At 63.0% G+C, this 14,599-nt stretch carries 12 protein-coding genes; 6 read left to right on the top strand and 6 right to left on the bottom strand.

What is annotated here, in order from left to right:
- The first annotated feature begins 170 nt into the window (after positions 1-170).
- The 3 genes from ACVK00_RS33965 (at position 171) to ACVK00_RS33955 (ending at position 2,892) form a co-directional block, all read left to right on the top strand.
- A complete protein-coding gene (locus ACVK00_RS33965; RefSeq protein WP_284901047.1) occupies positions 171-1,136 on the top strand; it encodes a GlxA family transcriptional regulator in 966 nt (321 codons plus the stop codon).
- A 420-nt stretch (positions 1,137-1,556) separates the two neighbouring features.
- The gene (locus ACVK00_RS33960) at positions 1,557-1,868 is read left to right on the top strand and encodes a DUF4148 domain-containing protein (RefSeq protein ID WP_011660879.1); all 312 of its coding nucleotides are present in this window, start codon (positions 1,557-1,559) and stop codon (positions 1,866-1,868) included.
- Positions 1,869-2,178: 310 nt separating this feature from the next.
- The gene (locus tag ACVK00_RS33955) at positions 2,179-2,892 is read left to right on the top strand and encodes a dienelactone hydrolase family protein (protein WP_228910417.1); all 714 of its coding nucleotides are present in this window, start codon (positions 2,179-2,181) and stop codon (positions 2,890-2,892) included.
- A gap of 100 nt (positions 2,893-2,992) precedes the next feature.
- Here ACVK00_RS33955 and ACVK00_RS33950 read toward each other — a convergent pair whose 3' ends face one another.
- From ACVK00_RS33950 to ACVK00_RS33940, 3 genes are all read right to left on the bottom strand, one after another.
- On the bottom strand, positions 2,993-3,964 hold the full coding sequence (locus ACVK00_RS33950; protein ID WP_284901050.1) for an aliphatic sulfonate ABC transporter substrate-binding protein: 972 nt from the start codon (positions 3,962-3,964) through the stop codon (positions 2,993-2,995).
- 267 nt (positions 3,965-4,231) lie between these two features.
- Positions 4,232-5,173 (bottom strand): LysR family transcriptional regulator, encoded by a 942-nt coding sequence (locus ACVK00_RS33945; protein WP_229050910.1) that lies wholly within the window; start codon positions 5,171-5,173, stop codon positions 4,232-4,234.
- A 237-nt stretch (positions 5,174-5,410) separates the two neighbouring features.
- A complete protein-coding gene (locus tag ACVK00_RS33940; protein WP_354123375.1) occupies positions 5,411-6,700 on the bottom strand; it encodes an adenylosuccinate synthase in 1,290 nt (429 codons plus the stop codon).
- Between the two features lie 140 nt (positions 6,701-6,840).
- Here ACVK00_RS33940 and gcvA point away from each other — a divergent pair, with 140 nt between their 5' ends.
- Positions 6,841-7,743: a transcriptional regulator GcvA gene (gene gcvA / locus ACVK00_RS33935; protein ID WP_284901055.1), complete on the top strand. Its 903-nt coding sequence runs from the start codon at positions 6,841-6,843 to the stop codon at positions 7,741-7,743.
- Between the two features lie 248 nt (positions 7,744-7,991).
- On the opposite strand, the gene ACVK00_RS33930 is transcribed toward gcvA, so the two are convergent.
- Positions 7,992-8,312, bottom strand: coding sequence for a DUF4148 domain-containing protein (locus tag ACVK00_RS33930; protein ID WP_284901059.1), 321 nt, complete (start codon positions 8,310-8,312; stop codon positions 7,992-7,994).
- A 2,477-nt stretch (positions 8,313-10,789) separates the two neighbouring features.
- Here ACVK00_RS33930 and ACVK00_RS33925 point away from each other — a divergent pair.
- Positions 10,790-12,106, top strand: coding sequence for a replication initiation protein (locus ACVK00_RS33925; protein ID WP_006759641.1), 1,317 nt, complete (start codon positions 10,790-10,792; stop codon positions 12,104-12,106).
- Between the two features lie 92 nt (positions 12,107-12,198).
- Here the strand turns inward: ACVK00_RS33925 and ACVK00_RS33920 are convergent, their stop codons facing one another.
- Positions 12,199-13,230, bottom strand: a complete 1,032-nt coding sequence (locus ACVK00_RS33920) for a ParB/RepB/Spo0J family partition protein (RefSeq protein WP_228910411.1) — start codon at positions 13,228-13,230, stop codon at positions 12,199-12,201.
- Positions 13,223-13,918, bottom strand: coding sequence for a ParA family protein (locus tag ACVK00_RS33915; protein WP_228910410.1), 696 nt, complete (start codon positions 13,916-13,918; stop codon positions 13,223-13,225). The genes ACVK00_RS33920 and ACVK00_RS33915 overlap by 8 nt, the downstream gene beginning before the upstream one ends.
- 489 nt (positions 13,919-14,407) lie before the next feature.
- On the opposite strand from ACVK00_RS33915, the gene ACVK00_RS33910 reads away from it, so the two are divergent.
- On the top strand, positions 14,408-14,599 hold a 192-nt coding region (locus ACVK00_RS33910; protein ID WP_456826990.1), incomplete at its 3' end, for a hypothetical protein.

Genomic DNA, 14,599 nt, shown 5'->3' with positions numbered 1-14,599 from the left:
AATCGACGGATGACGACAAATCCTGCCATTTCGCTCGATCGACGGCCATCGCCGCCGCAACCCTCGCATCGCACCCGCGAAGTGCGCCGGTGCTCCGCTCGTCGCCTCGCATTGCGCGTCTATACTGCTACGCGTCACGTTCGACACATCGATACAACACGCAACCGAACATGCCGAAGGTCGTGGGAATTTTCGCGGTACCGGGCGTGCAACTGCTCGACGTCTCCGCACCGCTCGACGTATTCGCCCAGGCCAACGCCGAATGCGGCAAGCCGTTCTATACGCTGCGGATCATCGCGAGCGAGTCCGGGCCGATCCGCACGTCATCGGGCGCGCAATTGCTGGCCGACTGGATCGCTCCCGCCATTCCCGATCGCCTCGACACGCTGCTCGTCGCCGGTGCGCCGGGTGCCGCCCAGGTCGCGCTGCGAACCGACGTTCTCGCATGGCTGCGCTCGGCCGCCGTGCAAAGCAAGCGGTATGGCTCGATCTGCACCGGCGCCTTCATCCTCGCGGCGACCGGCCTGCTGAAAGGACGACGCCTGACGACGCACTGGGCCGCCGCCGACGCGCTCGCCGATGCGTATCCATCGCTCACGGTCGAAGCGGACGCGCTGTATGTACGCGACGGCAAGCTGCGCACCGGAGCGGGCGTCACAGCCGGACTCGATCTCGCGCTCGCGCTGGTCGAGGAAGATCTCGGCCGGGAAATCGCGCGGCGCGTCGCCGCGCAACTGGTCATGTTCTTCAAGCGCCCAGGCGGGCAGCTCCAGTTCAGCCGCAGCGGCGAGGCACGGCCGGCCGGGCGCTCCGTGCTACAGGAAGTCCAGCGCTGGATCGCCAGCCATCCTGAACTCGAACATTCGGTGGCGTCACTCGCGAAGCATGCGGGCATGAGCCCGCGCCACTTCGCGCGGCTCTTTCGCGCGGAGGTCGGCATGACGCCGGCCGCATGGGTCGAAGCGACCCGCATCTCCGCGGCCCGGCAGTTGCTCGAAAACGGACATGACACGCCGAAACAGGTCGCCGCGAAATGCGGCTTCGCGAATGTCGATACGCTCAGACGGTCGTTCGCGAGGCATGTCGGGATCACGCCCGCCGAATACCGGAAACGACAGTCGGTTGTCGAGGCGTGAGTGACGCGTGATGCGGTACGCGCGACGATGCGGCGTTAAAACTTCCGTCGATGCACGAGAAGGTAGGGCCGGTCCGAATTGCACAGCGATGGGGCGAACGCGCTTCCTTGCCCGCGACCAATGCTTCGTTATCCGATTTAATTGATCTTCCATCGGCAGCGGTCGGCGTGCGGTTGCAATACGCCTCTGTCCCGGATCGCGCCAGTTCCTGGTTCAGCGCCCCCAATCGCACCCCGCGAATGCGCGCCGACACGCCAATAATCATCAGACAAAATCCCGCTTTCCCCGCGAATCGTTTACCCAGTTGCAATAATTATTCGCTGGAACGCCTATTTCCGACCGGTATCGCGATCGCTACGATGCAATCAACCGCTGAACGCAACAAGCGAAGCGCTAAATCTACGAAAACCGGAGGTCATCATGAAGTCGTTCATCTACGCAGTCGCCGCTGCCACCGCCCTTACCGCATCCGTTGGCGCATTCGCCCAGTCGAACCCGTCGGGCGAACTGACGCGCGCCCAGGTCCGCGCGGAACTCGTGCAGCTCGAGCAAGCCGGTTACAAGCCGGAAGCGTCCGACGCCCACTATCCGAATGCGCTGCAAACCGCGCAGGCACGCGTGACGAACAGCGACGCAACGGGTTACGGCGCACAAGCCGCCGCCGGCGTGCGTACCGGCCGCGCGATCGCGGTCAAGCAAACCGCTCGCGACTCGGTCTATTTCGGTCAGTAAGACCGGCGCACGCGGCGCGTACCTCGATACGCGCGCTGCCGACGCAACACCCCGCTCCCGTTCATCGGGGCGGGGTGTTTCGTTTTCGTACCTCCGACCTGCGGTCTGAACGACGCACGATCGATGTACAAGCGCGGCTCGGCCGCTGCCCCGCGCCGTTCACGCAGACGGCTGGCGTTTGCGCATAGAATGGCCGCGTGGTCGGCGCCGGCCGAAGCGAACGCGAGCGAAACCTCGAGTCATCGGGCATACGCACTCGCTGGCCGACCCGATGCCGCACTCATCGCATTTTTCGAAAAGGAGCGGTTTCATGTCTCAAACATCCGGTTCCATGATCACGTTTCGCCGCCCCGACGGCCAGGAACTGCAGGGCTACCTCGCGACGCCGGAAAAGACCGAAGGTGCACCCGCGGTCGTCGTCATCCAGGAGTGGTGGGGCCTGAACGACCAGATCCGCGGCGTTGCCGATCGCCTCGCGCGCTGCGGCTACTTCGCGCTCGTGCCCGACCTGTATCGCGGCAAGTCGACGGTCGAAGAGGAAGAAGCGCACCACCTGATGACCGGCCTCGATTTCGGCGACGCCGCGTCGCAGGACATCCCGGGCGCAGTGCAATATCTGAAGACGCGCGCGTCGCGCGTGGCGGTCACCGGCTTCTGCATGGGCGGCGCACTCACGCTGCTGTCGCTGCAGTTCGCCGATGCGGATGCCGGTGTCACGTGGTACGGCTTCCCTCCGCTCGACTACCTCGATCCGTCGAAGCTCAAGGTGCCGCTGATGGGTCACTGGGGTACCCAGGATGCGTTCTTCGCGATCGACCAGGTCGATGCGCTGGAGAAGAAGCTGACCGATGCGAAGGTCGGCATCGAATTCCACCGCTATCTCGCGCATCACGCGTTCGCGAACGAAACGGCCGTCGGCCCCGGCCGCATCGGCGGCACGCAGTTCGATCCGGTGTGGTCGCAGATCGCGTGGGATCGCACGCTCACGTTCTTCGGGCGCACGCTCTGGGGCAAGCAGCAGTAATACCGCAGCAGGCATCGGCCTGCTGCCGTGCAGCGACGCACGTAAAGCGAAACGCCACGGACCTGCATCCGTGGCGTTGTCGTTTGTGGCTACGAATTCGTCACGCGAGCGTGGGCGGCGCCGCCTGGCTGACGTCCACGCGTTTCGGCAGGATGCCCGCCTGATAGAACACGTCCGCGATGTGCTGCTGGTACGCAAGCGTCTCGCGCGTCACGGGTTCGACGCCGAAGCGCGCACGGCGGAACGCGAGCGCCACGGCCGGCTCCGGAATGCCCCACAGTTTCGAGAACTCGGCCGCACCCTGCGCGCGATTCGCATCGAGCCATCGCTGGACCGTCGTCAGCTCGGACACGACCACACCCAGCACGTCGGCATTGCGCTGCGCATAGGTGCGCGACGTGAAGTAGTAACTGCGGTTCTCGACGAGCCCCGTGCCATCCGCGACGATGCGCGCGCCCAAAGCCTGCTGGACGACGGCGAGAAACGGATCCCAGATGATCCACGCGTCGACCGAGCGGTTCTCGAACGCGGCGCGCGCATCGGACGGAGACAGCCAGACCGGCTTGACGTCCGCAGGGTCGAGCTTCGCGGCCTGCAGCAAGCGGACCAGCAGGAAGTGCGTGTTGGATCCCTTCACCAGCGCGATGCGCTTGCCGCGCAGATCCGCGAAGGTCCTGACCGGCGAGTCCTTCGCGACGATCACGGCCTCGGTCGAGGGCCCTGCCGGCGTCTGCGCGTAGTAGACGAGCGGCGCCCCCGCCGCGAGCGCAAAAATCGGCGGCGCCTCGCCGACATCGCCGAAGTCGATCGACCCCGCGTTGAGCGCCTCGAGCTGCGGCGGCCCCGACGGGAACTCGGTCCATGTCACGTTCACACCGAGCGTCGCGAGCTTGTCCTGCAGCGTGCCTCTCGCCTTCAGCAGGCTGAGCGGCCCTTTCTGGTAGCCGATGCGCAGCGTGCGTGCGCCGGCCGCGGCAGCGAGCGCGAAGCGCGGCTGGGCGGCAGCGCCCGCCGCGAGCGCCAGACCGGCCTGGATGAGCCGGCGGCGGGATCTGGATAGTCGATCTGCCATGATGTCCTGGGTTCGATGGGAAGGGAGCGCGAGTCGAATCGATTCTAGGGGTTCGACGCTTCGCACCGAACCAACGAAGTCCGATATCGAAAGCAGGTGCTTTCATAAAGGCGTGCATCGCGCGATGCAACCAATCGGAGACGTCGCGCCGATTCGTCTTCGCCATCAACTTCGTTATGCGAATTATCTGGCGCGGACCAACGTCGATCTATGGACTGCGTAACGTGTGCCGCGTCATTCAACCGGGCACACGTCGCCCACTTTCGCTCAGGACTCGCAGGAACCGCGCAGCGCGGCCTCGTCGGCGGCCAGCATTTCGGGCACGCATTCCCGCAGGAAATCGACGAAGGTCCGGATCTTCGCGTCGAGGTACTGGCGCGACGCATACAGCGTGTAGACCGTCAGCTTCTGCAGCCGGTACTCGGGCAATACGCGAACCAGCGCGCCACTCGCCAGGGCGGGCACCGCGCTCGACATCGGCAATGAGCCGATCCCGAGGCCGGCGCGCAGCGCGGCGCCGAGCGCGTCGGCGATGTTCACCTGGAAGTCCGGCAGCGGCAGCTCGAATGTCTCGCGGCCGTCGGGGCCGTCGAGATGCCAGCGGTCGCGCGGAAAGATCGGCGTGACGATCTGCAGGCATGAATGCGCTTCGAGATCGCGCACGGTGCGCGGCGTGCCGCGCTCCTTCAGGTAAGCGGGCGACGCGCACAGCACGCTGTGAACATCGCCGAGCCGCTGCGACACCAGACCCGAGTCGGGCAGCTCCGCCGAGCTCAGTTGCAGCGACACGTCGTAACCTTCGTCGATGATGTCGGGCACGTGTTGCGACAGCGTCAGTTCGACCGCCACCGACGGATAGCGCTGCCGGTATCGCACGACCGCGGGCACCACGTAGGCCTGGCCGAAACTAGTGGTTGCATGCACATGCAGGCGTCCCGACGGCTTCGCCTGCGCGTCCGCCGCCTCGGCTTCCGCTTCGTCGATATAGCCGAGGATGCGCTGGCACCGGTCGAGATAGCGCTGCCCGGCATCGGTCAATGCGATGCGGCGCGTGCTCCGGTTGAGCAGGCGCGTGCGCAGATGCGTTTCGAGTTGCGCGACCGAACGCGACGCATAGGCGGTGGTGATGTCCAGGCGCTGGGCTGCGCTCGTGAAGCTGCCCTCCTCCGCCACCCGGACGAAAATGCGCATCATCTGTAACGTGTCCATCGACAGGTCCCCGGGATTGAAATCGCTTCGCGGCGGCGCCTGCCCCGGCACGGTCCGGTCTGGCGCAAATTGTGCGGAACAGTACCGCAGCGGTGCAGGCGTGTCCAGTTTGCCGTGCACCGCTGCTACGGGCCCTCGCTCACGCGACAACCGCTGTCGAAGGACGACCGGCATCGGATCGGTGCAGGTGGCACGGCGGTGGCCTGCCGCGCACGCATTGCACGTGCCGCGTCGCGCTCAGGCCTGCTCGAACGGGTTGCTCAGCACGATCGTGTCGTCGCGCTGGGCGCCGGTCGTGATCATCGACACGGGCGCGCCCGCGACCGCCTCGACGCGCGCGATGAAATCCTGCGCGGCACGCGGCAACGCCGCACGCTCGCGCACGCCCTTCACGGTGCCGTCCCACCCGGCGAACGTTTCGTAGATGGGCATCGCACGCGCCTGCGCGTCGAGACTCGCGGGCAGATGGTCGACGCGTGCGCCATCGAGCTCGTAGCCGACGCACAGCTCGATCGACGCGAAGCCGTCGAGCACGTCGAGCTTGGTGAGCGCAAGCGAATCGATCCCCGAGATCCGGACGGCCTGCCGCAACTGCGCGGCATCGAGCCATCCGCAGCGGCGCGGCCGGCCGGTGTTGACGCCGAATTCCTGCCCGCGCGTGCGCAGCGTTTCGCCGGTGGCGTCGGTCAGTTCGGTGAGGAACGGGCCGCCGCCGACGCGCGTCGCGTACGCCTTGGTCACGCCCAGCACGTGGCCGAGTTTCGACGCGCCGAGCCCCGTGCCGGCCGCCGCGGCCGATGCAACGGTGCCCGACGACGTCACGAACGGATACGTGCCCCAGTCGATGTCGAGCATCACGGCCTGCGAGCCCTCGAACAGGATGCGCTCGCCGCGGTCGTTCGCGTCGTTGAGGTCGGCCCACACGGAACGCACGAACGGCAGGATCTTCGGCGCGATGTCGACCAGCGTTGCCAGCATCGCGTCGCGCGAGCACGGTTCGAGCCCCAGGCCGCGAAACCATGCATTGTGGTAATCGACCAGCACGTCGAGCTTGTCGGCAAGCCGGCCCGGTTCCGCCAGATCGGCGACCCGCAACCCGCGGCGCCCGACCTTGTCCTCATAGGCCGGCCCGATCCCGCGCAGCGTGGTGCCGATGGGTTCGCGACGCAGACGCTCCTGCGCCTGGTCGATCGCGCGGTGAATCGGCAGGACCAGCGCGGCGTTCTCCGCGATCGACAGATTGTCGGGCGTCACCGACAGCCCAAGCTCGGCCATCCGCCCGATCTCGGCCAGCAGCGCTTCGGGATCGAGCGCCACGCCGTTGCCGATCACGCCGCGCTTGCCGCGCACGATCCCGCTCGGCAGCAGCGCGAGCTTGTATGTCTTGTCGCCGACGACCAGTGTATGGCCCGCGTTGTGGCCGCCGTTGTAGCGGGCGACGAGATCGGCCTGCGCCGCCAGCCAGTCCACGACGCGCCCCTTGCCTTCGTCACCCCATTGGGCGCCCACCACCACCACGTTCGGCATGCTCCATACTCCATGTGAGAAATCCAGACACGTATTGCGGCCACATCGGCCGTTTGTGTGCCATATTGGCGGAGCAGGATCGCCCGATCAAACGATTAAATCTGAGCCTTCGCGTGAGTAAAATTCACGCGAAACGATAAATGGCCCGACGACTCCCTCCCTTGAATTCGCTGCGCGCGTTCGAAGCCGCGGCCCGGCTCGGCAGTTTCACGCTTGCCGCCGACGAGCTGTGCGTGACGCATGGCGCGATCAGCCGGCATGTCCAGCAACTGGAGGCATGGCTCGGCCGGCCGCTGTTCGAACGGCACAACCGGCGGGTCGAGCTGACCGATGCCGGTCGCGCGTACCTCGCCGAGGTCGGCGCATCGTTCGACCGGATCGCGCTCGCCACCGCCCAGCATTTCGGCCAGGGGCAGCAACGCGTGCTGCGCGTCAGCGCGCCCGCGACGTTTTCGCTGCGCTGGCTCGTGCCGAAGCTGTCGTCGTTCCAGGTTGCCCATCCGGCCATCGAGGTGCGGCTGTCGACGTCGAACGAGCCGATCGAGAAGTTGCGCGACAAGGTCGACCTGATCGTCCGCGGCGGACCGCAGGCGATCGACGGGTACGTCGCCGAGGAATTCCTGTCCGAAGTCCGGTTGCCCGTCTGCGCGCCGAAGCTGCTCGAGGGCCGGCCGTTGCGTACACCGGCCGATCTCGCCGGCTTCACGCTGCTGCATGCGGCGACCTATCCCGGCATGTGGCCTGAATGGCTCGCGGCGGCCGGGCACGCGAATCTGGTGCCGCGGCACTCGCTCACGCTCGAGCATTTCTACCTGACGCTGCAAGGCGCGCTCGACGGCCTCGGCGTCGCGATGGGACCGATCGCGCTCGTCGCGGACGACATTGCCGAAGGGCGGCTGGTGCAACCGTTCAGCGAACCGGCACTGCCGCCGTGGCGCTATTTCACCTACGTGGCGACCGCGCGCGCGGAGGACGAAGCCGTGCGGGCATTCAAGGACTGGCTGAAAACGACGGGGAACGCGGCGGCGGACGCGCGGCACTGACTATGCCGGCTGCGGTGGATCAGCAGGTGCGGGTTTCGAGCGCCGTTGCGCCGGCCCGTATATGAACATGCTGGGCGTCGCGCTCATTCACGGAGAGCGACAAGGTTCGATGGATGTCGACTCGCTCGACCAAGATACAGAGGATATCGAATCAATTAATACGGATGCGTTGCCAGGACGCGCAGCGTGTTTGTGCAGCACAAACGACAAACCCCGGCTCGAGCCGGGGTCCTTGTTGCGAACGGCGCTTACTGGCTGGCGCCAGCGGCTGCGCCCGCCTTCTTCTCGGCGTTCTGCAGGTTCTGCGGATAGTTCGGATCGTTGGCCGCCGGCTTGTAACCAGCGTCTTCGAGTTTCTTCAGTTCGGCGGTGTTCTTCGCGCGCGCAGCCTTGTGTTCGGCTTTGCGTTGTGCCCGTGCTGCCTTGCGCGCCTCACGCTTCGCGGCCTTCGCATCCTGGGCGACCGGTGCGCTACTGGCGTCAGCCTGCGCGAACACCGGAGCTGCGGAGCCGAAGAGGAACGCTGCTGCCGTAGCAGCCAGCGTGAGTTTTCTGATCTGGATTCGCATCGCTGAGCTCTCTTTTCTGATTGGTCACGGAATGAAAATGCATCGAGATACCGCCCCTGCCCCTGATCGGTCTTCATGTTGCGATCAGGGCCTTTGCATCATAACCGCGTTGCGAAAAATGTGGCGTCATCGTGAGGACAATGTTGGGGGATACACGTATGGGATAGGTCGTGTCGCCGGCACCACAACGATGCATCGGGCGCGGGGACCACGCGATGTCCATGACCGCGGCAACCATATGACGAACCGGATTATTCCGCCGATACGATGCCGATTGCCGATGAGGACGAGATCCGTTTCCGCATGTCGTGCACTCCACTCGTATGAGGCTGATTGCTTCACCCGTGGAATTTGCCGCGCGCGCAACGTGAGCGTCGCTTCATGAACGGGATCTCCTACCGAACTGCAGGCCCGTGTGCCTGGTTGTGATTCGCGGTCGCGCGAACGGCGGTTCATCCCATAAACGGCCACGCTTCGTTCGGTGCCGAGTCCGACGCGATCCCCTGCACGTCCATACGAGCCAAAGCGAACGATCGGGTAACCGCTCGCTGCACGCATGGCTACCTGTTCGGCGCTCTTCGTTACCACTTGTGGGAGATGACGTTTGCGGACCGAGACGTCATCGCCGCATACGGTGAACGCGTCGATCGACATTCGTTCACGATTGCGCGGAGACATTGCACGATGCGTTTGCGGTGCGAACGCGAAAGGTTCGCCACCGCACTGGCGTCGCGACGAGTCTCGAGCCTGTGCGACGAGGATGCCGGTACGTCCTGCGCTGCGCGTCTGCGTCACAGCTTTTCCGTTGGTTGGGCGCATCTCGCGCGGAGGCATCGCGCACTCGGTTTGCCAATCCGCGGAAGACCTTGTCGGTGAGCTTTTACAGGACTCGAGATTTTCCGACGGTGAGGATATTCGGGATCCGAGCGCGGATCCGATGAGGGTGAGCTTCGTTGATGGCGATCGCCTCACGTTGGGGGCACTGAGCCGCCCGCGGTCGCTATCTTGCCGATCGCAACACAGGACCGATTCCGGTACCGCCCAAAGGTAGAAAACTATGAGGCCGGACGCTTGCGGAGACGCCGGGCATTTTCGTCGGTGCACAGGTCAGCGATTGGAAAAGTGCCGGGCCGACCGACATGCGATAGCCGAAGACTTATCCACGGAAGCCCTGGCACAGACGACAAAAAATCCACTTGCGACTGGATTTCGGCGATTTCTCACTGTCGGGAGGGAAACTGGCGATGTTCCCCCGTGAGGCCCACTGCGGGTAATCCCGGATGAAAGACAGGCCGCGGCGGACATTTTTTGGTCCCATACGCGGGTACCTATGTCCCGCAACCGACGATTTCCTCCCATAAGTTTCTACGTTTGAGTGCTTGTGAGTGGGTACTCACCTTCTTGGAAAGCCTTGTTGGGCCTGGGAGGCTTGCAGAGTGAGGGCAGATATCAAGGGTTGCACAGGCCGAAGATCCGGATTGCTGTGCCTGTCCAGCCCTACAGACTTGTTTTGGTAGCGGTTTATGGGGGTTGTGTTTCTGCACGGGCACACGTGTGTTTACATCTTTTGTAAACAACGTTTACTTCTTTAACTACTTTTAGACGGCTCAGAGCCTTGTCTGGCAAGGGTTTGACGGGTGTTCGGTACCCATTTATGGGAGCACAGGCGGAAGAGTATGGGGCTTAAGGTCTGTGGATTTGGGGAATCGGGTACCGAGTTGTGGGAAATGGGGGTTGTGGATATGGGGCACGCGTAGCCTGTTATGGGATTTCCGTCCGGAAATGCTTCAGGTAGCCCTCTATGGGGGAATCCATTGGTAGCCATTTATGGTGCATTGTTGCAGATCCGTCGGCGGCCCCCGGCACAGCATTTTATGTGAGGCTGCCGTTTATGGGATGGACTTCAGGTAGCCGGTTATGGGGGGGCTGCACAGAGCGGGTTATCTCGTTTTGCTCTGCCCTCGGGATGTGGAGTCCCATAGACAGGATGAGGGAGATGGAAAGGTTACCTTCTGTGGGGGATTCGCAAGGTAGCCATCCATGGGGGTGATTTTCGCCCGCCGGACACGGTTGAAGACAAAACGCTAAACCGGCGTTTCCCGACAGGTACCCATTCATGGGAAGCATTAAAGGTAGCGTGTTATGGGAGCGCGCGGATCGTGTTGCGGGGCACCACGAATCCGGTTTGCAAATCCCGTTCCGGTGAATTGTTTCCCATGAATGGGTACCTTCGGTTGGGCAAGTCTCGTGCCGGATCCTGATGGCGAACTGCACAGGTAGCAGGATTTGGGAGCTATTTTTGGCGGAAAGGTATATGGATATGGGGCATCGTACAGCTCTAAAAGCAGTGTATTTTCCTTTTATCACAATAAGTTAGGAGCGATAGTGAAAGTGATACTGGAGAAAGAGACGTTGCTCGACGGCTTGAAAAGGTATAAAGTCCGCCATCAACACGGTCACCTTCTCCGGACATCACGATGCCGCGCAAGCCCGCAATCAAAGGCTCCGACAAGCAGGTTTCGCTATTTCAGACGCCCGAGCCTCCCGATCTGCTGCGCAAGGCGGTCCAGGCAATTCATATCGCTCCGAAGTCCGGAAAGATCGGTCTGCAGCAGCGCAAGATGTTCAGCTCGCTGATCAAGAACGCCCTTCGTCAGGAAGCGTTCGAGCCCGGCCGGACGAGCTTCTCGATCTCGATCGCGGCGCTCTCGCACGAGAGCGGGTTGAACAGCAACAACACGAAGTACGTGAAGGACACGGTCAACTCGCTGATCAGTACCGTCGTCAACTGGGACTACCTTGCCGCGGACCGCTCGACGGTGTGGAAGGCGTCGGGCCTGCTCGCCGGCGCCGAGCTCGAGCAATCGGTGCTGAAGTACAGCTTCTCCGACCAGATTCGCAGCGAACTGCTCAATCCGGAGATCTACGCGCTCATCGATATGCGGATCGCGCGCGAGTTTCGGCGCTCGCACTCGCTCGCGCTGTGGGAGAACACGGTGCGCTACGAGGGGATCGGCATCACGGCGAAGATTCCGCTGCCGAAATTCCGCGATCTCATTCTCGGTCAGGACAAGGCATCGCAGTCGTACAAGGAGTACAAGCTCTTCAAGAGCAAGGTCCTGGTGCCGTGCATTCAGGAGGTGAACGAAGTTTCCGACCACACGCTCGAGCTGATCGAACACAAGTCAGGTCGCAGCGTGGAGGCCGTGCAGTTCAAGGTGACGCGCAAGCAGAGCGCGGATACGGTCGAGGAAGGTGATGTCAAGAACGAAGCGCTCGTCGACGAGGTCGCCAAGTTCGGCATCCCGCGTTCGGAAGCGCGGCGGTTGATCACGCAGTACGGCGTGCAGCGCATCAAGGCGGCAATCGCCTATACGCTCAATCGGACTACGAAGAAGAACGCGGCGCCCATCGACAATGTGGCCGCGTATTTCCGCAAGGCGCTGACGCACGGCTATACGCTGGCTGACGGGCAGGGGACCGAAACGGCCGCGCCGGCGAAAGAATCCGCGCAGAGCAAGCAGGAACAGATTCGCGACAAATACCTGGCCGCGAAGGTCGATGAAGCCGGTGCGTATTTCCGCGAACTGGAGATCGACGACCAGACCAAGCTGATCGAGCGCTACAACGAGACGGTGGCCGGTTCGAAGGATCTCACGCTGTCGCCGAAGAAGAAGGCGAGCAAGCTGGCGCAAACCAGTTTCTTCCGGTGGCTGGCGCTCGATACCTGGGGCGAACCGACCTCGGACGACCTGCTGGAATTCCTGCTGAAAAGCAGCCTCGCGACCAACTGATTGTTCGAGGCCTCGCGCCCGGCATGCGTCGTGCGCCGGACTTCGTCCGGCTGCGCGGAGCCGTGCAGGTGCGAGGCCCTTGCCTGGGGCGCTTACTTTTGCGCCGCTACCGCCAGTTCGGCGACGTATGCGTCGATCACGGTCTTGAGCCGGTCGGCGAGCGATTCCTGGTGGGACGCATCGACGCCCTTCAGTTGCAGATCCAGGCGCCCGTCCGGATAGGTCTTCAGTTGACCGATCGCGCGCGATTCGAGCGCGAAATCGTGACGCACGCTGTAGCGCGTGCGCCCCGTCTTCTTGTTGCCGTCGCTCTGCGCGCGCAGGAAATTCTCGAGGTCGCGTACCGACTTTTTCCGATCGATCACCGCCGTGAGCAGACGGTCGGCAGCCGGTTCGCCCAGGCGCTCGAAGATCAGCTTAAGGAAGTACGCTGCCTGCAGGCCGACCACGTCGTTCGCGCTGGCCATCCGTTCGAGCAGCGTGTTCGGTAGCGCGTTCAGCGACAGCGTCTTGCTGATCGATGCCTTGTCCTTGCCGATCTTCTCCGCGAGCGTGTTCTGGTCGGGGAAGACCTTTTCGTCGAGAAGACGCTTCCACGCGACCGCGTCGTCGAAGATCGTCTGGCGTTCGTGGTCGTGGTTGGCGCGATACGCGATCGTATAGAGCTGCTCGGGCGTGTGATCCGTGCGGAACGTCGCGTTGATCGTCTCGTCGCCGTTGATGCTCGTCGCACGCAAGCGCCGTTGCCCGTCGATCACGACGAGCTTGCCCGGAAATTCCGGGAGCCGCGTGACCTTGATCGGCTCGATCTGCCCTTCCCGCTTCAGCGTCAGCGCGAGTTCGTGCAGGCTCGACTCCGAATAGAACACACGCGGGTTGAACGGGTTCGGGATGCAGTCCTTGACCGCGACCCTCTGCGGCGCGCCAAGATCGTGCGCGTCGGCGGGCGTGGCCGCGCTCGGGGCCGCGGGGGTTGCGGCTTCGACTGCGGGATTCGATGCCGGCGTCGGCTCGGGCAGGCGCGTTTCCAGCGCCGCGTTTTCCTGCGCGAGCCCGCGCAGCAGGCCGGCAGCGAGATGCAGGTTGCCGGTCGGCTTCTTGTCTTTCGATGTTTCCTTAGCCATGAGCGGCTCCCGTAGCGCGAGTCGACGCGATGTATTGGGCCATTTCAGTGACCAGTCTCTCAATTTCCGCGCGGGCTTCCTTCAGCCCCTTCAGATATCGATTGTGATGATGGATCGTGGTGCCGAGGGCGAACGTCTGCCGGTAAACCTCGCGCTGCGCGATCTGGCTGTCCAACAGATGCTCCCCTATTTCTTCTGCTCTTAGAATTTTTAAAATTTCTTCACGCATTTTAGTTTTTCCATTGACGCTATTCAGCATCAACGCGGAAGACAAATGCGGGTTACGAACGGCACGCATCGACTCGATCATGCGAATCATCGCGACCGTGCTGTACAGGTCGGCCGGCGACGGCGACAGCGGCACGAGGCAGAAATCGGCCACTTCGAGCACGGATGCGATGCGCGGATCTTCGAGGTTGCCCGGGCAGTCGACGACGATTACATCGAAATTCGCATCCTGCTTCTTGATCTCGCCGCCGATACCGCGCCCGGCGGGGGCCAGCGACAGCACCGTCATCGGGAGCGTATTTTCGCCGCTCGTCACCCATCTGACCGACGTGCCTTGAGGGTCGGCATCTATCAAGGCGACCTTGTTGCCGCCGGCCTCGAAGGCTGCCGCGATATTGACGGAGATGGTCGTCTTTCCAGTACCACCCTTTTGATTGCTGACGGCGATCTTGAAAGCCATTAAATTCCTCCAAGGAGTTTTGCGTAATATATGCAGATATTGTTCAAAAGTCCAGAAAAGTGTTAGATGAAAAGATGAATTTACTGATCGATGTAGTTGTTACGTGACAAGCCAGCCAAGTGGCTAGGAAGTTATTGGGGATTTGAAATCGGATGAAAAATAAAAACTGATGAAAATTTCGTTCGAGATGGGATGCGCTAAGAGGCGCTCATGAAGTGCTGGGGTCTTTAGCGTCGAGAGCGGCAAAAGATCGCAATGGTGATTCGGCGCATGGGTCCGTTCTTGTTCTGGAAGTGCTGATGCGGTTTTGCCAACGACTTGCGAGCCTGAGCGGCGCCGGAATCTGCAGTTGTCACGTGACAAGTCGATACGGCTGACCAACGCATTCAAATATGGGTCAACGGGGCGGCACGCGAATCGACGTGCCGAGATGATCCCAGTAAATCCATTTACCGCTTTGATGCAATCTGCGCTCGGATATGGCCGCTGGTGCTGGTGCTGGTGCTGGTGCTGGTGCTGGTGCTGGTGCTGGTGCTGGTGCTCGTGCTCGTGCTCGTGCTCGTGCTCGTGCTCGTGCTCGTGCTCGTGCGACTGCGACTGCGACTGCGACTGCGACTGCGACTGCGACTGCGACTGCGACTGCGACTGCGACTGCGACTGCGACTGCGACTGCGACTGCGA

Source organism: Burkholderia sp. PvR073 (genome assembly GCF_054055695.1).
Note: the sequence above shows the minus strand (reverse complement) of the source record. Positions and strands in the feature narration are given on the sequence as shown.